Source organism: Streptomyces tendae (assembly GCF_014650435.1).
GTDB classification, from domain to species: Bacteria; Actinomycetota; Actinomycetes; order Streptomycetales; family Streptomycetaceae; genus Streptomyces; species Streptomyces tendae.
This window is the reverse complement of record NZ_BMUY01000018.1, coordinates 154,534-172,385: the sequence shown is the minus strand read 5'-3', so window position 1 is coordinate 172,385 and position 17,852 is coordinate 154,534. Positions and strand designations below refer to the sequence as shown.

Annotated in this window: 14 protein-coding genes; 6 read left to right on the top strand and 8 right to left on the bottom strand. The window is 71.9% G+C overall.

Features of this window, described 5'->3' with window-relative positions; all coding sequences use genetic code 11:
* On the top strand, positions 1–395 hold a 395-nt coding region (locus tag IE258_RS35435), incomplete at its 5' end, for a phosphoglucose isomerase-related protein (protein ID WP_506417438.1).
* 64 nt (positions 396–459) lie between these two features.
* On the opposite strand, the gene IE258_RS35430 is transcribed toward IE258_RS35435, so the two are convergent.
* Genes IE258_RS35430 through IE258_RS35420 form a run of 3 tightly spaced genes read right to left on the bottom strand, consistent with a single transcriptional unit; the run spans position 460 to position 4,216 of the window.
* The gene (locus IE258_RS35430) at positions 460–2,886 is read right to left on the bottom strand and encodes an FtsX-like permease family protein (protein ID WP_189749955.1); all 2,427 of its coding nucleotides are present in this window, start codon (positions 2,884–2,886) and stop codon (positions 460–462) included.
* Between the two features lie 50 nt (positions 2,887–2,936).
* Positions 2,937–3,704 carry an ABC transporter ATP-binding protein gene (locus IE258_RS35425; protein WP_189749953.1) on the bottom strand — a complete coding sequence of 256 codons (768 nt, stop codon included), beginning with the start codon at positions 3,702–3,704 and terminating at the stop codon, positions 2,937–2,939.
* Positions 3,701–4,216 (bottom strand): PadR family transcriptional regulator, encoded by a 516-nt coding sequence (locus IE258_RS35420; protein WP_189749952.1) that lies wholly within the window; start codon positions 4,214–4,216, stop codon positions 3,701–3,703. The genes IE258_RS35425 and IE258_RS35420 overlap by 4 nt, the downstream gene beginning before the upstream one ends.
* A 160-nt stretch (positions 4,217–4,376) precedes the next feature.
* Between IE258_RS35420 and IE258_RS35415 the strand changes: the two genes are divergently transcribed.
* The 5 genes from IE258_RS35415 to IE258_RS35395 all read left to right on the top strand — a co-directional run bounded on the left by IE258_RS35415 (position 4,377) and on the right by IE258_RS35395 (position 11,045).
* Positions 4,377–5,642, top strand: coding sequence for an ABC transporter substrate-binding protein (locus IE258_RS35415; RefSeq protein WP_189749950.1), 1,266 nt, complete (start codon positions 4,377–4,379; stop codon positions 5,640–5,642).
* Between the two features lie 171 nt (positions 5,643–5,813).
* Entirely contained in the window at positions 5,814–7,439 is a 1,626-nt protein-coding gene (locus IE258_RS35410) for a glycoside hydrolase family 13 protein (protein ID WP_189749949.1), read from the top strand.
* A 46-nt stretch (positions 7,440–7,485) separates the two neighbouring features.
* The gene (locus tag IE258_RS35405; RefSeq protein WP_189749947.1) at positions 7,486–8,817 is read left to right on the top strand and encodes an ABC transporter substrate-binding protein; all 1,332 of its coding nucleotides are present in this window, start codon (positions 7,486–7,488) and stop codon (positions 8,815–8,817) included.
* Between the two features lie 13 nt (positions 8,818–8,830).
* Positions 8,831–10,195, top strand: a complete 1,365-nt coding sequence (locus tag IE258_RS35400) for a carbohydrate ABC transporter permease (protein ID WP_189749946.1) — start codon at positions 8,831–8,833, stop codon at positions 10,193–10,195.
* Between the two features lie 10 nt (positions 10,196–10,205).
* Positions 10,206–11,045 (top strand): carbohydrate ABC transporter permease, encoded by an 840-nt coding sequence (locus tag IE258_RS35395; RefSeq protein WP_061445379.1) that lies wholly within the window; start codon positions 10,206–10,208, stop codon positions 11,043–11,045.
* A 134-nt stretch (positions 11,046–11,179) separates the two neighbouring features.
* On the opposite strand, the gene pgl is transcribed toward IE258_RS35395, so the two are convergent.
* The 5 genes from pgl to tkt are packed head-to-tail and all read right to left on the bottom strand — an operon-like array spanning position 11,180 to position 17,781.
* Positions 11,180–11,965: a 6-phosphogluconolactonase gene (pgl, locus tag IE258_RS35390; RefSeq protein WP_087809983.1), complete on the bottom strand. Its 786-nt coding sequence runs from the start codon at positions 11,963–11,965 to the stop codon at positions 11,180–11,182.
* Entirely contained in the window at positions 11,962–13,017 is a 1,056-nt protein-coding gene (gene opcA / locus IE258_RS35385; protein WP_189749945.1) for a glucose-6-phosphate dehydrogenase assembly protein OpcA, read from the bottom strand. The genes pgl and opcA overlap by 4 nt, the downstream gene beginning before the upstream one ends.
* On the bottom strand, positions 13,014–14,537 hold the full coding sequence (gene zwf, locus IE258_RS35380) for a glucose-6-phosphate dehydrogenase (protein WP_189749944.1): 1,524 nt from the start codon (positions 14,535–14,537) through the stop codon (positions 13,014–13,016). Before zwf ends, opcA begins: the two co-directional genes overlap by 4 nt.
* A 3-nt stretch (positions 14,538–14,540) precedes the next feature.
* Positions 14,541–15,659 (bottom strand): transaldolase, encoded by a 1,119-nt coding sequence (tal, locus tag IE258_RS35375; RefSeq protein WP_127892748.1) that lies wholly within the window; start codon positions 15,657–15,659, stop codon positions 14,541–14,543.
* 34 nt (positions 15,660–15,693) lie between these two features.
* Positions 15,694–17,781, bottom strand: a complete 2,088-nt coding sequence (gene tkt / locus IE258_RS35370) for a transketolase (protein ID WP_189749943.1) — start codon at positions 17,779–17,781, stop codon at positions 15,694–15,696.
* Positions 17,782–17,852: the final 71 nt, after the last annotated feature.

The window sequence follows — 17,852 nt, the reverse complement described above, 5'->3', positions numbered from 1 at the left end:
TCAAGGCCCAGCACGACCTGCTGATGGCCAACTTCTTCGCCCAGACCCAGGCCCTCGCCTTCGGCAAGACCCCGGACGAGGTACGCGCCGAGGGGGTGCCGGAGGAGCTGGTCCCGCACAAGACCTTCCGGGGCAACCACCCCACCACGACCGTCCTGGCCGCCGAGCTGACCCCGTCGGTGCTGGGGCAGCTCGTCGCGCTCTACGAGCACAAGGTGTTCGTGCAGGGCGCGGTCTGGAACATCGACTCCTTCGACCAGTGGGGCGTCGAACTCGGCAAGGTGCTCGCCAAGCGGATCGAACCCGCGCTGACCGAGGGCGCGGACGTGCCCGGGCTGGACGCCTCCACGGTGGCGCTGGTCGCCGCGTACCGGGAGCTGCGCGACCGGCAGTGAGCGGTGCGGGGCGCGGTGGCCCGGCAGTGAGTGGAACGGGGCGCGGTGGCCCGACCGGTCCCGGTCAGGCCACCGCGCTCAGTGTGTCGGCGAGGCGCCGCCGGGCCGCCCGCGCCGACGGCACCGCGGCCAGCGCCGCCGCACCGAGCACGGCAGCCGCGCCCACCAGCACCAGGAGAGCGGGAGAGGGGACCTGGGCGATTCCCGCGCCGATGCCGCTGGAGGCGCCCTGGGCGTCGATCAGCCAGTGGGCGAGCGGCAGCCCCAGGGCGGCGGCGAGGAGCACGGCCGCCAGGGCGGTGCAGCCCGTCGCCGTGACGGTGATGCCGGTGATCTGGCGCGGGGAGAGCCCGATCGCCTTGAGGGCGAGCAGGTCCCGTTCGCTCTCCCGGACGGTGCCGCCGATCGCCGTGAGCAGCTCGATCAGCCCGACGAGGGCGAGGACGGCGATCAGTCCGAGGACCACCGCGCGCAACGGGGACAGCCCGTCGGCCGGGTTCGCCACGGCGTGCACGTCGAGCCGCCCGTGCCCGGCCTCCGCGAGCCGCCCGGCGACCTCGTCCGGGTCGGCTCCGGCCGCCAGACGCAGCTGGTAGAGGGTCGGCCGGAGGCGCGAATCGTTCTCCCGGAGGGTGTCCAGAGAGGTGGAGATGACCCGGCCGGCGTTCTCCGGCTCGATGCTGCGGCCCACGATGTGGAGGATCTGCGGCCGGTCGCCGACGGTCATCCGCACCCAGTCGCCGACCTCCACCTCCAGCAGGTCCAGGAGGCCCTGCCCGGCCACCGCCTCGTCCGGTCCGTCCGCGCGGCGGCCCTCGGCCAGGGCGTACGGGTAGGGGTCCTCGCGGGTGCCGAGCCCGCGCAGGGCGATCGTCGCCGTCTGGCCCGGCACCAGGGCGGCGACCTCGACACCCGGGTAGGCGGCGGCGACCTGGGGGTCGCGCTCCAGCAGGGCCCGCGTGCCGCGCTCCCCGGCGTCGGTGTCCGCACGGACGGTCAGCGCGGCCGGCAGGCCGATCTGCTCGGGCCGGCTGTGGAAGCGGTCGATGGTGGTCCACGCGCTCATCGCCACCACGATCAGCAGCAGCGGCAGGGTGAGCCGGGCCACCGTGGCGAACGAGCGCGGGCGGCGGGCGAACGCCTTGTGCCAGCCGAGCACGAGGGCGGGCGGTACGCGTACCTCCAGTTCCCGCACGCCGGGCGACGCCCCGGCACCCGGTGCGACGCCGGGCGACGCCCCGGCACCCGGTGCACCCGCTCCGTCGGAACCCCGGACACCACGTCCCCGCCCCCGGGCTCCCACCGGCACCCGGAACATCCGCAGCCCCAGCGCCCGGCGAGCCGCCACGGACAGCCCGCCGCCCTGCGCCCCCGCCGGACGCGGCAGCGGAACCGGCGGCACCCGGCCCGCCCGCCAGGCCGCGAGGCCGGTGGTGGCGCCGATGAACAGCACCGCGCACGCCGGTACGACGAACAGCGCGACGGTGTGCCCGGGCAGCCCCTGCCAGACGCCGACCGCGTCCCCGAGCCGCCCCGGGACGCGGCTGCCCAGAGCCTGGACGATCGCGGCGGCGGCCACCGCGCCGAGCAGCGCGTAGGCGAGGTGCTGGAGCAGGAAGACCCGCACGACCTGGCCCGGCGTGAAGCCGATCGCCTTCAGCACCGAGATGTCCCGCAGATGTCCTCGGATCCGGGTGCCGATCGCCCCGTGCACCGCCAGCCCAGCGGCGAGCAGCGCGCCCAGCCCGAACAGCCCGAGCACCTGACCGAGCAGCCGGTTGTCGCCCTGTGCTTCCGCGCGGGCCTGCTCCCAGGTGGAGACCTGCCCGATCGCCCCGGCGCCCAGTACGGTCACCGCCCGCTGCACGGCGTAGTCCGTCTCCCCGGGATCGGTCAGCCGCAGCCCGATCACCTGGCCGCCCGGGTCGGGCACCGCGGCCGGCGGCGCCCACACCAGGCCCGGCTGCTCGCCCGGCCGGTAGCGGCGTTCGGGGCTGTCGGCGATGCCGAGCACCGTGAGGGAGCGCGAGGTGCCGGGCAGGGTGAGGGTGTCGCCGGGCTGGGCCAGCAGCGCACGGGCGAGGCGGGTCTCCAGGACCACCCCGTCGGGGTCGCCGGCGTCGAGCCAGTGCCCCGCGGTGAGCAGCGGGCGCCCCACGTCGGGCCGCTCGGCGGTGCCGCGCAGCTCGACGGAGGCCCGGGTGCCGCGTACGGCGACGGTGGTGGACGCGGTGGGGTAGGGGCCGGCGACGGACTGGACGCCGTCCAGCGCGGCCAGCTCGCCGGTGTCGGCGGCGCGGTCGGTGTGCAGCCAGACGTGCGCGCCGCGGGCCTGTGTGAAGACCCGCTGCCAGGGGTTGGTCGCGTACCCGAACAGGGCCGTGGCCAGCAGCAGCGACGCGACGATCCCCGCGGTGGCGAGGACGAGGAACAGCGCCTCGCCCCGGTGCGTGCGCAGATCGGAGTGGGCCCAGCGCAGAGTGGCTCGCACGGGCTCAGCCCTCCGGTGCGCGGTGCGCGCGGTGCTCGTACGCCCGCATGTCAGTCCTTGAGTTCCAGGACGGCGGACGCCCCGGGACGGCGGCGCGGTGGCGCGGCGGCGTCCAGCTCGGCGTCGTCGGCTATCCGCCCGTCGAAGAAGCTGATCACCCGGTCGGCGGCGCTGGCGAGCCGCGCGTCATGGGTGACCAGCAGGATCGTCTGGCCCCGCTGGTGGAAGCGGGACAGCAGCCGCATCACCTCGCGGGTGCCCTTGCTGTCCAGGCTGCCCGCCGGCTCGTCCGCCAGCAGCAGCGGCGGATGGTTGACCAGCGCACGCGCCAGCGCCACCCGCTGCTGCTCACCGCCGGACAGCTCACCGGGCATGCTGCGCTCCTTGCCCGTCAGCCCCAGCTCGGCCAGCAGCCCCTCCCGCTCGGCGCGCGCCCGCTTGGGCGGCAGCCCGGCGAGCAGGGCGGGCAGCTCCACGTTGTCGGCGACGGACAGATCCGAGACCAGGTTGAAGAACTGGAAGACGATCCCGATCCGCTTCCTGCGCTCGACGGCCCAGCGCGCCTCGCCGTAGGCGTCGGTGCACGCGCCGTCCAGCCAGAGGCTGCCCGCGTCCGGCCGCTGGAGCCCGCCCAGCAGGTGCAGCAGCGTCGACTTCCCGGCACCGGACGGTCCCGTGATCGCCACGAACTCGCCGCGCCGCACCGTCAGGTCCACCCCGCGCACGGCGTGCGCCGGGGCGCCCTCGCCGTAGTGCGTCTTGACCAGGCCCTCGGCGCGCAGCACGGGAGCGGGGTCGGAACTCGCCCCAGCGCTCACTCCAGCTCCTCCAGCTCTTCCTGGCACCGCTCCAGCCAGTCGAGGTCGGCCTGCAGGTGCAGCATCGCGCCCTCGATGAGGAGGTGGGCGACGCGGTTGTCCCGGTCTTCGGCGGCGGCCAGCTTCGACAGCTGCCGCATCGTGTTCAGGTACTGCCGCCGCTGCTTGTTGATCAGGGCGATCTGGTCGGCGAGCCCGGTCTGCGGAGCCAGGGCGAGCTTCATGAAGAACTCGTCCCGCACCCGCGGCTCGTCCGCCGTCTCCTCGTACCAGGCCCGCAGCTCGTCGCGCCCGGCGTCGGTGAGGTGGTAGACCTTCTTGTTGGGCCGGCTCGACTGCTCGATGTCCTCGCCCTCGATCAGTCCCGTCTTCTCGAGACGGCCGAGGGTGACGTAGATCTGGCCGACGTTCGGCTGAGGGTACGCGGAGCCCAGCAGTTGCTCAAGGTCCTGCTTCAGCTCGTAGCCGTGGGCCGGACCGCGGGCCAGGAGAGCCAGGAGGTGCAGGCGCACTCAGCCGTCCTCCCGCTTCTGTTCGAGTCCCCGGATGTGCTCCAGGCCCTAGTATCGCGCATACCTAACAGGTATACATGGCCTCTGACCCGGGACGAGGACGCCCGGTGCCGGTGCGAACGAACGGGCCCGGTGTACGAGGGTGTACAGGGAGGAACCTATGCGGTGGATCCACGCCGCCGGTAGGGGCCTCCTCGTCCTCCTCGTCATCCTGACCGGGTACGCAGCCTCCGGCGCCCGCGCGGACGAGGGGGCCGCGAGCGGTCGGGGACCGCTCACCCTGGCCACCGCCGGGGACCTCACCGGCTACCTCGGCCCGCTCCTCGAAGGCTGGAACCGCGCCCACCCCGGCGAACGGGTCACCCTCGTCGAACTGCCCGACTCCGCCGACGAGACCCGCGCACAGATGGCCACCGACCTGCGCGACGGCGGCCGGCACCGCTTCGACGTCCTCAACATCGACGTCAACTGGACCTCCGAGTTCGCCGCCGCCGACTGGATACGCCCGCTGCCCCGCGACCGCTTCCCGCTCGGCTCCTTCCTGCCGCCCGTCGTCGACACGGCGACCTACGACGGCAGGCTCTACGCCGTCCCGTACGTCACCAACGCCGGCCTGCTCCTGTACCGCAAGGACGTCCTCGCCGCCGAGGGCGTCCCGCCGCCGCGCACCTGGGCGGAGCTGGAGCGGTACGCCGAGACCATCGCCCCGAAGCACGGACTGGACGGCTACGCGGGCCAGTTCCTGCCCTACGAGGGCCTGACCGTGAACGCCGCCGAGTCCGTCTACTCGGCCGGCGGCAGCATCCTCGGCGACGAGGGCGAACGCGTCACCGTGGACTCGGCGGCGGCCCGCGAGGGCATCGGTTTCCTGGCCCGCGGGGTGCGCGAGGGCTGGATACCGAAGGCGGCGCTGACCTACAAGGAGGAGGAGTCCAAGCAGGCGTTCCAGGACGGCCGCCTGCTCTTCCTGCGCAACTGGCCCTACGCCTACGTCAGCGCCTCCGCCCCCGACTCCGCGGTCGCCGGGAAGGTCGGCGCCGTACCGCTGCCCGGCCCCGGCGGCCCCGGCACCAGCGTCCTCGGCGGCTCCAACCTGGCCGTCGGCGCCCACGCCCGGCACCCCGACTCGGCGGCGCGCCTCATCGCGTACCTCACCAGCGAGCGCGTCCAGCGCCAGGTCCTCACCCGCGGCGCGCTGCCGCCCGTACGGGCCGACCTGTACGAGGACCCCGAGCTGATCGAGGCGTTCCCCTACCTGCCGACCCTGCGCGAGAGCGTGCTCGCCGCCGCCCCGCGCCCCAAGAGTCCGCGCTACGACCAGGTCAGCCTGGCCGTGCAGGCGGTCGTGCACGACGCGCTGACCGGGCGGCAGACGCCCGAGGCCGCGGTGCGGCGGCTGGCGCGCGAGCTGGCCGCGATCTCCTAGTTACGCGTTAGGTAACGCCGACGTCTCATCTGCGTCTGTCGCGTGCAGAAAAGTCGGCATATAAAGACCCAACTGTCCAGTAGCCTCCGTTCCCTTCATTGACACCCTCGCGTCACCGCTACCTAACATGCATGCATAACAGCGGCCCTCCTCTACAGACAGGTCCACGGGGTGAACAGGCACCACTGGTGGCGTGACGCGGTGATCTACCAGGTCTACGTCCGCAGCTTCCTCGACAGCACCGGCGACGGCGTCGGCGATCTCGCCGGTGTCCGGGCCGGACTGCCCTACCTGCGCAAACTCGGCGTCGACGGGATCTGGTTGAGCCCCTTCTACCCGTCGCCGCAGCACGACCACGGTTACGACGTCGCCGACTACCGGGGCGTCGACCCGCTCTTCGGCGACCTCGACGAGTTCGACGCGCTGGTCGCCGCGGCCCGGCGCCTCGGCATCCGGGTCCTGCTGGACATCGTCCCCAATCACTGCTCCAGCGAGCACCCGTGGTTCCGCGAGGCGCTGGCGTCCCCGCCCGGCAGCCCGGCCCGCGCCCGCTTCCACTTCGCCGACGGCCGCGGACCGGACGGGGACGAGCCGCCCAACAACTGGCACGCCATGTTCGGCGGCCCCGCCTGGACCCGGGTGACCGAGCCCGACGGCCGTCCCGGCCAGTGGTACCTGCACATGTTCACGCCCGAGCAGCCCGACTGGAACTGGCGCACCCCCGAGGTCGCCGCCGAGTTCGACCGGATACTCCGCTTCTGGCTGGACCGGGGCGTCGACGGCTTCCGCATCGACGTCGCCGCCGGCCTCTACAAGCACCCCGAACTGCCCGACTCCCCGGACCCGGAGGCCGACGCCCGCACCCGCGACTCGGTGAACCCGCTGGCCTGGAACCAGCCCGAGGTGCACGACGTGTGGCGGCACTGGCGCGCGGTCTGCGAGGAGTACACCGACCGCGACGGCCGCGAACGCCTCCTTGTCGGCGAGGTGTCGGTCCCCAGCGCCCGCGAACACGCCCGCTACGTCCGGCCCGACGAACTCCACCAGGCGTTCTTCTTCGACCTCCTCGGCGCCCCCTGGGACCCCGACGCCTTCCGCAAGGTCATCTCCGAGGCCATGCAGGACATCGCCGGCACCGGTTCCACGGTCACCTGGGTCCTCAACAACCACGACCAGGTCCGCACCGTCACCCGCTACGGCGAACCCGCCACCGACGGCAGCGGCCTGGGGACGGCCCGCGCCCGCGCCGCCGCCCTCCTGATGCTCGCGCTGCCCGGCGCCGCGTACATCTACCAGGGCGAGGAACTGGGCCTGCCCGAGGTCGTCGACCTGCCCGACGACGTGCTCACCGACCCGATCTTCCACCGCACCGGCAGCCGTGCCCGGGTTCGCGACGGCTGCCGGGTGCCGCTGCCCTGGTCGGGCCAGGCGTCCCCGTTCGGCTTCACCGCGGGCGACGGGAGTGCCAAGCCCTGGCTGCCGCAGCCCGAGTACTTCGCCGAGTACGCCACCGACCGCGCCCTCGCCGACACCCGCTCCTTCTGGCACCTGTACCGCGACGGCCTGCAACTCCGCTCCGACCTGCCGCAGCTGGGCGAGGGCACGCTGCGCTGGCTGGACACCCCGCCCGGCGTGCTCGCCTTCGTCCGCGGCGACGGACTGGTCTGCGCCGTCAACTTCGGCACCGCCCCCACGCCCGCGCCCGTCCCCGGCGCCCCGCTGCTTGCCAGCGACGGCCCCTGCCCGCCCGGCGTCCTGCCCGGCTCCACCGCCGCCTGGTGGATCGCCGAGCTCTGACCTCGCCTCTGACCTTTCTCGCCCGACCCTCGAAGGGACATCAACGATGATGCGACGACCCAGCACCATCCTGCTCACCGGCTGCACCGCCCTCGTCCTCGCCCTCGGCGCGACCGCCTGCGGCGGCTCCGGACCCGTCACCGCGGGCGGCGGCGACAAGGCGCTCAGCGGACAGTCGGTCACCGTGGCCGGCGTCTGGTCCGGCACCGAACAGGAGAACTTCCAGAAGGTGCTGGACGCCTTCACCGAGAAGACCGGCGCCAAGACCTCCTTCGTCTCCACCGGCGACAACGTCTCCACCGTGGTCGGCAGCAAGATCGAGGGCGGCAACGCCCCCGACGTCGTGATGGTCCCGCAGGTCGGCGTGCTGGGGCAGTTCGCCGGCAACGGCTGGCTGAAGCCGCTGTCCAAGACGGCCCAGAAGTCCGTCGACACCAACTTCGCGGACGTCTGGCAGACGTACGGGACCGTCGACGGCACCCTCTACGGCCTCTACTTCAAGGCCGCCCACAAGTCGACCGTCTGGTACAGCCCCGACGCCCTCGCCCAGGCCGGGGTCGAGCCGCCGAAGACGTACGACGAGATGCTGAAGGCCGGGCAGACCGTCTCCGACTCCGGGCTCGCCGCCTTCTCGGTCGCCGGGCAGGACGGCTGGACGCTGACCGACTGGTTCGAGAACGTCTACCTCTCCCAGGCCGGACCCGAGAAGTACGACGCCCTCGCCGCCCACGAGTTGAAGTGGACCGACGCCAGCGTGGTCGAGGCGCTCACCACCCTCGGCAAGCTCTTCAAGGACAAGCAGCTCATCGAGGGCGGCCAGAAGGGCGCCCTGAACACCGACTTCCCGGGCTCGGTGGAGAAGGTGTTCGGCCCGAAGCCCGAGGCCGGCATGGTCTACGAGGGGGACTTCGTCGCCGGGGTCGCCAAGGACCAGTTCGGCAAGGAGATCGGCAAGGACGCGAACTTCTTCCCGTTCCCGGCGGTCGACGGCGGCGAGGCGCCCGTGGTCAGCGGCGGTGACGCGGCCGTCGTCCTCAAGGACGGCAAGAACTCCGAGGCCGGCATGGCGCTCCTGGAGTACCTGGCGACGCCGGAGGCCGCGGCCGTGTGGGCCGAGGCGGGCGGCTTCCTCTCCCCGAACAAGAACCTCGACCCCGCCTCCTACGGCGACGACGTCACCCGGGCCACCGCCGAGTCGCTCGTCGGTGCCGGGGACTCGGTCCGCTTCGACATGTCCGACCAGGCACCGGCGGCCTTCGGCGGCACCAAGGGCACCGGCGAGTGGAAGATCCTCCAGGACTTCCTGCGCGACCCCTCCGACCCGAAGGCGACCGCGGCCGAGCTGGAGGCCGCGGCGTCCAAGGCATACAAGGGCTGAGGGCCGACCGGTCATGACCTCCACCCTGGTGAAAGAGGCGAGCCCGCCCGCCGCTCCCGGCCCGGCGCCCCTGCGGCGCCCCCGGCGGCGCCGGGCGGCCGTCGCCCTGCTCTTCGTCCTGCCCGCGCTGCTCCTGCTGGGCGCCCTCGTCGTCTACCCCGTGCTGTTCTCCGTCGGCCGCAGCTTCTTCGACGCCTCCGGCACGCGCTTCGTGGGCGGCGAGAACTACACCGAGATGTTCCGCGACCCGGCCACCCTCAAGGCCATCCGCAACACGGCGATCTGGGTCGTCGTCGCGCCCACCCTGCTGACCGGCCTCGGCCTGATCCTCGCCGTCCTGGTGGAGAAGGTCCGCTGGGCCACCGCCTTCAAGCTGCTCCTCTTCATGCCGATGGCGGTCTCCTTCCTCGCCGCCGGCATCGTCTTCCGGCTCGCCTACGACCACGACCCGGACAAGGGCGTACTCAACGCTGCCGTGACCGGCGTGCACGACGCCTTCGCCGGTACGTCGAGCTACCCGGGCGCCCGGGCACGTGAGGGCCAGGAGGGCGGTCTGGTCAAGGGGGCCGACGGCTCGTACCGGACCGGTGCGGGCGTGTCACCCGGCGACACGGTGGCCCTCGGCCTGGTCGGCGTGGGGCCCGACGACCTGCCGTCCGGCGCGGAGTCCGCGTACGGGGCGGCGGGACGGGACGCCGCCGACGACGAGGTGCGCGGCGTCGTCTACCTGGACTTCACGCCCGGCGGGGGAGGGGAGCAGGGGCGGGTCGACCGGCGGGAGAGCGGGCTGCCCGGGATGACGGTCGAGGCGGTGCGCGACGGCCGTACGGTCGCCACCACGACCACCGCCGACGACGGCTCCTTCTCCTTCGACGGGCTGGACCCGGGCTCCTACGGCGTGAAGCTCCCCGCCGCCAACTTCGCCCCGCCCTACGAGGGCGTCTCCTGGCTCGGACCCGCACTCGTCACCCCCGCCATCATCGGGGCGTACCTGTGGATCTGGACCGGGTTCGCGATGGTGCTGATCGGCGCCGGGCTCTCCTCGCTGCCGCGCGACGCGCTGGAGGCGGCGCGGATGGACGGCGCCAACGAGTGGCAGATCTTCCGGCGGATCACCGTGCCGCTGCTGGCACCGGTGCTCACGGTCGTCTTCATCACCCTCGTGATCAACGTGATGAAGGTCTTCGACCTCGTCTACATCATCGCGCCCGGACCCGTGCAGGAGGACGCGACGGTGCTCGCGACGCAGATGTGGCTGGTGTCGTTCGGCGGCGGCAACAACCAGGGACTCGGCAGCGCGCTCGGCGTACTGCTCCTGCTGCTCGTCGTCCCGGCCATGGTCTTCAACGTCCGCCGCTTCAAGAGGAGTCAGCGATGAGGAGTCAGCGATGAACGCCGTCCGGCGCTATCTGGGCAACGGGATCGTCCAGGCATTCCTGGTGCTCATCGGGCTGGTGTGGATGACGCCGCTGGCCGGGCTGTTCCTGTCCTCACTGCGGTCGTCCGAGGACACGGCGAAGGGCGGCTGGTGGACGGCCCTGGCGAGCCCGGGGCAGCTCTCCCTCGACAACTACTCGGCGCTGCTCGGCAACTCCGGCATCACCCAGGCATTCTGGAACACGGTGCTGATCTCCGTGCCGACGACCGTGCTCGTCGTGGTCGTCGGGGCGCTCGCCGGGTACGCCTTCGCCTGGCTGGACTTCCCGGGGCGCGAGACGGTCTTCCTGGTCGTCGTCGCGCTGCTGGTGGTGCCCGTGCAGATCGGGCTGCTGCCGGTCGCCAAACTCTTCGGGCAGCTGGGCCTGTTCGGGACCATCCCGGGTGTGGTGCTCTTCCACGTCGCCTACGGACTGCCGTTCGCGGTGTTCCTGCTGCGGAACTACTTCGCCGAGATGCCCAAGGAGATGCTGGAGGCCGCGCGCATGGACGGCGGCAACGAGTGGCGGATCTTCACGCGGCTGGTGCTGCCGGTCGGCAAGCCGGCCATCGCCAGCCTCGCCATCTTCCAGTTCCTGTGGGTGTGGAACGACATGCTGGTCGCGCTGCTCTTCGCGGACAGTTCCTCGCAGCCTCTGACAGTGGAGCTCCAGTCACAGATCCGCCAGTTCGGCAGCAACATCGACGTGCTGGCACCGGGGGCGTTCCTGTCGCTGGTGGTGCCGGTGGTTGTCTTCTTCGCGTTCCAGCGGCACTTTGTGCAGGGGGTCATGGCGGGGTCCGTGAAGTGACGGGGGAGAGTGGGGCGGTGGGGAGGGTTTTCGCCCCCGCCGCCCCTTCCCGTTCCCGTCCCTGGGGCTGCCGCCCCCAGACCCCCGCTTTCGGCCCTGAACGGGCCTCGTCCTCAAACGCCGGACGGGCTGGATCAGGCCGACGCCGGTGGGTACAGCGACCTCGGCAGCTGGGATGCCGCCGCCGAGTCCAGGAGCCACAGGGTGCGAGCGCGGCCCCTGGCGCCCGCTGCCGGGGCCTGGATCTCGCCGGCGCCCGACAGGGCCATCGCCACCGCGTTCGCCTTGTCCTCGCCCGCCGCCAGCAGCCACACCTCACGGGCGGCGCGGATCGCGGGCAGGGTCAGGGAGATGCGGATGGGCGGCGGCTTGGGCGAGCCGTGGACGCCGATCACCGTGCGCTCCGTCTCCCGGACGCCCGGGTGCTCCGGGAAGAGCGACGCCACGTGGGTGTCCGGGCCGACGCCGAGGAGCAGGACGTCGAAGGACGGGACCGCGGCGTGGTTCTCCGGGACGGAGGCCGTGGCCAGTTCCTGCGCGTAGGCCGCCGCTGCCGCCTCGACGTCCGAGCCGTAGGGGCCGTCGGAGGCCGCCATCGCGTGCACCCGCTTCGGGTCCAGCGGCACCGCGTCGAGGAGTGCCTGGTGAGCCTGGGTGACGTTGCGCTCCGGGTCGCCCTCCGGCAGGAAGCGCTCGTCGCCCCACCACAGGTCGAGCCGGCTCCAGTCGATCGCGTCCCGGGCCGGGGAGCCGGCCAGCGCCGCGAGCAGGCCGTTGCCGTTGCGGCCGCCGGTGAGGACCACGGACGCGCTGCCCCGGGAGGCCTGCGCGTCCACGATCTTCGTGATCAGGCGGGCCGCCGCGGCCTCGGCCATCAGCTCCTTGTCACGGTGCACGACCAGCTGCGGGGTGTCGCTCATTTCGCCGCCGCCTTCCTCACCGGTGTCTTCTCCTGCGCCGCGTCCTTCGCGGAAGCCTTCGCGACCGTCCCGACGGGAGCGGTGACCGCGAGGGCGTCGCCTTCGCCGACCCGGTCTCCTTTGGCCGACTCGTTCAGCCGGTCCACGCCGTACCGCAGCGCCGAGGCGTACGTGTCGTCCGGGTCCAGGCGGCGCAGCTCCTCCGCGATCAGCTCGGCCGTCTCGCGGCGCTTGAGCGCGACCGCGCGGGCCGGCTGGCCCTGGATGGAGAGGTTCGCCAGCGAGCCGTCGGCCCGGTCCAGGACGACGGGACCGCAGTCGGTGTCCATGCGGACCGCGGTGAGACCCGGGCCGCCCGACACCGTGCGCCGCACCGGCACGTCCAGCCGGTCCGCGAGCCACATCGCGAGCAGCTCGCAGCTCGGGTTGAACTCCTCGCCCTCCACCTCGACGCCCTGCACCTTGCAGTCGACCTGGTCGAGCGCGGCCGCCAGCATGGAGCGCCACGGCGTGATGCGGGTCCACGACAGGTCGGTGTCGCCCGGTGCGTAGGCGTCGGAACGGGCCGCCAGCTCCCGTATCGGCTCCTCGCAGGCGTAGGTGTCGGTGACCCGGCGCTGGGCGAGGGCGCCCAGGGGATCCTTCGCCGGGTCCAGCGGCGCGTTCACCGGCCACCAGACGACGACCGGCGCGTCCGGCAGCAGCAGCGGCAGGACCACCGACTGGGCGTGGTCGACGACATCGCCGTACAGCCGCAGCACGATCGTCTCGCCGGTGCCCGCGTCGGCGCCGAGGCGGACCTCGGCGTCCAGCCGGGACCGGGTGCGGTCCCGGGGCGAGCGCGAGACCCGCTTGATGACGACCAGCGTGCGCGAGGGGTGCTCGTGCGCGGCGTCGCTCGCGGCCTTCAGCGCGTCGTAGGCGTTCTCCTCGTCGGTGACGATGACCAGGGTGAGCACCATGCCGACGGCGGGGGTGCCGATGGCCCGGCGGCCGAGCACCAGCGCCTTGTTGATCTTGCTGGCCGTGGTGTCCGTGAGGTCGGTCTTCATGGCCGGCGCCAGCTCCGTCCGTCTCGTTCCAGCATTTCGTCCGCCTCGACGGGCCCCCAGGTGCCGGCCGGGTACTGGGCCGGGGTGCCGTGCTCGTCCCAGTACTCCTCGATCGGGTCGAGGATCTTCCAGGACAGCTCGACCTCCTCGGTGCGCGGGAAGAGGTTGGCGTCGCCCAGCAGGACGTCGAGGATCAGGCGCTCGTACGCCTCCGGGCTGGACTCGGTGAAGGACTCGCCGTAGGCGAAGTCCATGGACACGTCCCGGATCTCCATCGACGTGCCCGGCACCTTGGAACCGAAGCGGACGGTGACGCCCTCGTCGGGCTGGACGCGGATGACGATCGCGTTCGAGCCGAGTTCCTCGGTGGCCGTCGTGTCGAAGGGGGAGTGCGGCGCCCGCTGGAAGACCACCGCGATCTCCGTGACCCGGCGGCCGAGCCGCTTGCCGGTGCGCAGGTAGAAGGGGACGCCCGCCCAGCGGCGGTTGTCGATGCCGACCTTGATCGCGGCGTAGGTGTCGGTCTTCGACTTGGGGTCGATGCCGTCCTCTTCGAGGTAGCCGACGGCCTTGGCGCCGCCCTGCCAGCCCGCCGCGTACTGGCCGCGCACAGTGTCCCGGCCCAGGTCCTTGGGGAGGCGGACCGCTCCGAGCACCTTGGTCTTCTCCGCCGCCAGCGCGTCCGCGTCGAAGGAGGCGGGCTCCTCCATGGCGGTCAGCGCGAGCAGCTGGAGGAGGTGGTTCTGGATGACGTCGCGCGCCGCGCCGATGCCGTCGTAGTAGCCGGCCCGGCCGCCGATGCCGATGTCCTCGGCCATGGTGATCTGGATGTGGTCGACGTAGGACCGGTTCCAGATCGGCTCGAACATCGTGTTGGCGAAACGCAGCGCCAGGATGTTCTGGACGGTCTCCTTGCCCAGGTAGTGGTCGATGCGGAAGACCTGGTCGGAGCCGAAGACCTCGTGGACGATCGCGTTCAGCTCCTCGGCCGACCTCAGGTCGTGGCCGAACGGCTTCTCGATCACCGCCCGCCGCCAGGAGCCGTTCGTCTGGTCGGCGAGACCGTGCTTCTTGAGCTGCTGGATGACCACCGGGAAGGACTTCGGCGGCACCGACAGGTAGAAGGCGAAGTTGCCGCCCGTGCCCTGTGCCTTGTCCAGCTCCTCGATGGTGCCGCGCAGCCGCTCGAAGGCGTCGTCGTCGTCGAAGGTGCCCTGGACGAAGCGCATCCCCTGGATGAGCTGCTGCCAGACCTCCTCGCGGAACGGAGTGCGGGAGTGTTCCTTGACGGCGTCGTGCACGACCTGGGCGAAGTCCTCGTGTTCCCAGTCGCGGCGGGCGAACCCGACGAGCGAGAAGCCCGGCGGCAGCAGACCCCGGTTGGCGAGGTCGTACACGGCGGGCATGAGCTTCTTGCGGGACAGATCGCCGGTGACGCCGAAGATGACCAGACCCGACGGCCCCGCGATGCGCGGGAGCCGTCGGTCTGCGGGGTCACGCAGCGGGTTGCTGCTTGACAATTCTCAGCCCTTCGAGGGAGCGAGGCGCTTGAGCTCCGCCTCCGTGGACTTCAGCAGGTCGTTCCAGGACGCCTCGAACTTCTCGACGCCCTCGTCCTCCAGGAGCTGGACCACCTCGTCGTAGGAGATCCCGAGCTTCTCGACCGCGTCGAGGTCGGCGCGGGCCTGCTCGTACGACCCGGCGACGGCGTCGCCGGTGATCTCGCCGTGGTCCTCGGTGGCCAGCAGCGTGGCCTCCGGCATGGTGTTGACCGTGTTCGGCGCGACCAGGTCGGTGACGTACATGGTGTCGCTGTACGCCTTGTCCTTCACACCGGTCGACGCCCACAGCGGACGCTGCTTGTTGGCGCCGGCCTTCTCCAGGGCGGCCCAGCGGTCGGTGCCGAAGACCTCCTCGTACGCCTGGTAGGCCAGGCGCGCGTTGGCAACGGCGGCCTTGCCGCGCTGCGCCTTGGCCTCGTCGGTGCCGAGCGCGTCGATCCGCTTGTCGATCTCGGTGTCCACGCGGGACACGAAGAAGGACGCCACCGAGTGGATCTGGGAGAGGTCCAGGCCGCGCTCCTTGGCCTTCTCCAGGCCGGTCAGGAAGGCGTCCATGACCTTGCGGTAGCGCTCCAGGGAGAAGATCAGCGTGACGTTGACGCTGATGCCCAGGCCGATGGTCTCGGCGATGGCCGGCAGGCCCGCCTCGGTCGCCGGGATCTTGATGAAGGTGTTCGGCCGGTCCACCAGCCACGCCAGCTGCTTGGCCTCGGCCACCGTGGCGTGGGTGTTGTGCGCCAGGCGCGGGTCCACCTCGATGGAGACCCGGCCGTCCTTGCCGCCGGTGTTGTCGTAGACCGGGCGCAGGATGTCGGCGGCGTCGCGGACGTCCGCCGTGGTGATCATGCGGATGGCCTCTTCGACCGTGACCCCGCGCACCGCGAGGTCGGCGAGCTGCTGGTCGTAGCCGTCGCCCTGCGAGATCGCCTTCTGGAAGATCGACGGGTTGGTGGTGACGCCCACGACGTGCTGCTGGTCGATCAGCTCGGCGAGGTTGCCGGACGTGATCCGCTTGCGCGACAGGTCGTCCAGCCAGATCGCGACGCCTTCATCGGAGAGGCGCTTGAGTGCGTCTGTCATGGAAATTGCATCTCCTACGTGTCGTATACGAGCGTCAGCGCTGGGCCGCGGCGAGGGATTCCCGCGCGGCGGAGGCCACGTTCTCGGCGGTGAAGCCGAACTCCTTGAAGAGCACCTTGGCGTCCGCCGAAGCACCGAAGTGCTCCAGGGAGACGATGCGGCCGGCGTCCCCCACGTACTTGTGCCAGGTCAGACCGATTCCGGCCTCGACCGCCACCCGGGCCTTCACGGACGGGGGCAGGACGCTGTCCCGGTACCCCTGGTCCTGCTGCTCGAACCACTCCACGGACGGCATGGACACCACACGGGTCGGCACACCGTCGGCCTGGAGCTGCTCGCGCGCCTCGACCGCCACGTGCACCTCGGAACCGGTGGCGATCAGGACGACCTGCGGCTCGCCGCCTTCGGCCTCGAACAGGACGTAGCCGCCCTTGGCCGCGTCCTCGTTCGACTCGTACGTCGGCACACCCTGGCGGGTCAGCGCCAGACCGTGCGGCTGGCCCTTGCCGAACTCCTTCGTCCAGCGGCGCAGGATCTCCCGCCAGGCGATCGCCGTCTCGTTGGCGTCGGCCGGCCGGACCACGTTCAGACCCGGGATGGCGCGCAGCGAGGCCAGGTGCTCGACCGGCTGGTGGGTCGGGCCGTCCTCGCCCAGACCGATGGAGTCGTGCGTCCACACGTACGTCACCGGCAGGTGCATCAGGGCCGACAGCCGCACCGCGTTGCGCATGTAGTCCGAGAAGACCAGGAACGTTCCGCCGTAGATGCGGGTGTTGCCGTGCAGCGCGATGCCGTTCATCTCCGCGGCCATCGCGTGCTCGCGGATGCCGAAGTGGATGGTGCGGCCGTACGGGTCGGCCTCCGGCAGCGGGTTGCCCGCGGGGAGGAAGGACGACGTCTTGTCGATCGTCGTGTTGTTCGAGCCCGCGAGGTCGGCCGAGCCGCCCCACAGCTCCGGGACCACCGCGCCGAGCGCCTGGAGCACCTTGCCGGACGCGGCGCGGGTCGCCAGGCCCTTGCCCGCCTCGAAGACCGGGATCTTCTCCTCCCAGCCCCCCGGCAGCTCACCCTTGGCGACGCGGTCGTACTCGGCGGCACGCTCCGGGTTGTTGTCCCGCCACTGCTGGAAGGACTTCTCCCACACCGCGCGGGCCGCCTGGCCCTTCTCCAGCGCCTTGCGGGTGTGCTCGATGACCTCGTCGGAGACCTCGAAGGACTTCTCCGGGTCGAAGCCCAGGACCCGCTTGGTCGCGGCGACCTCGTCGTCGCCGAGCGCCGAGCCGTGCGCGGCCTCGGTGTTCTGCGCGTTCGGGGCGGGCCAGGCGATGATCGAGCGCATCGCGATGAAGGAGGGGCGGTCGGTGACCTTCTTGGCCGCCTCGATCGCGTCGTAGATCGCGTTCGGGTCCAGGTCGCCGTCCGGCTTCGGCGCGACCCGCTGGACGTGCCAGCCGTACGCCTCGTACCGCTTGCAGGTGTCCTCGGAGACGGCCGTCTCGGTGTCGCCCTCGATGGAGATGTGGTTGTCGTCCCACAAAAGCACCAGGTTGCCGAGCTTCTGGTGACCGGCCGTCGAGGACGCCTCGGAGGAGATGCCCTCCTGGAGGCAGCCGTCACCGGCGATGCAGTAGACGAAGTGGTCGAACGGGGACTCGCCCTCGGCGGCCTCCGGGTCGAACAGGCCGCGCTCGTAGCGGGCGGCCATCGCCATGCCCACCGCGTTGGCGACACCCTGGCCCAGCGGGCCGGTCGTGGTCTCCACGCCCGTGGTGTGGCCGTACTCCGGGTGGCCGGGGGTCTTGGAGCCCCAGGTGCGGAAGGACTCCAGGTCCGCCAGCTCGAGGCCGAAACCGGCCAGGTACAGCTGGGTGTAGAGGGTCAGGGACGAGTGGCCCGCGGACAGCACGAAACGGTCGCGCCCGACCCAGTTCGCGTCGGCGGGGTCGTGCCGCATCACCTTCTGGAAGAGGGTGTAGGCGGCGGGCGCCAGGCTCATCGCCGTACCCGGATGGCCGTTGCCAACCTTCTGTACGGCATCGGCGGCCAGGACGCGGGCGGTGTCCACGGCCCGCTGGTCCAGTTCGGTCCACTCGAGGTCTGTGGTGGTCGGCTTGGTGCTCACCCTGAGTCAGGGCTCCTCTCCACATGTCGGTTGCCGGTGCACGAGCACCGGCTGCCGGCGCGTCCGTGAGT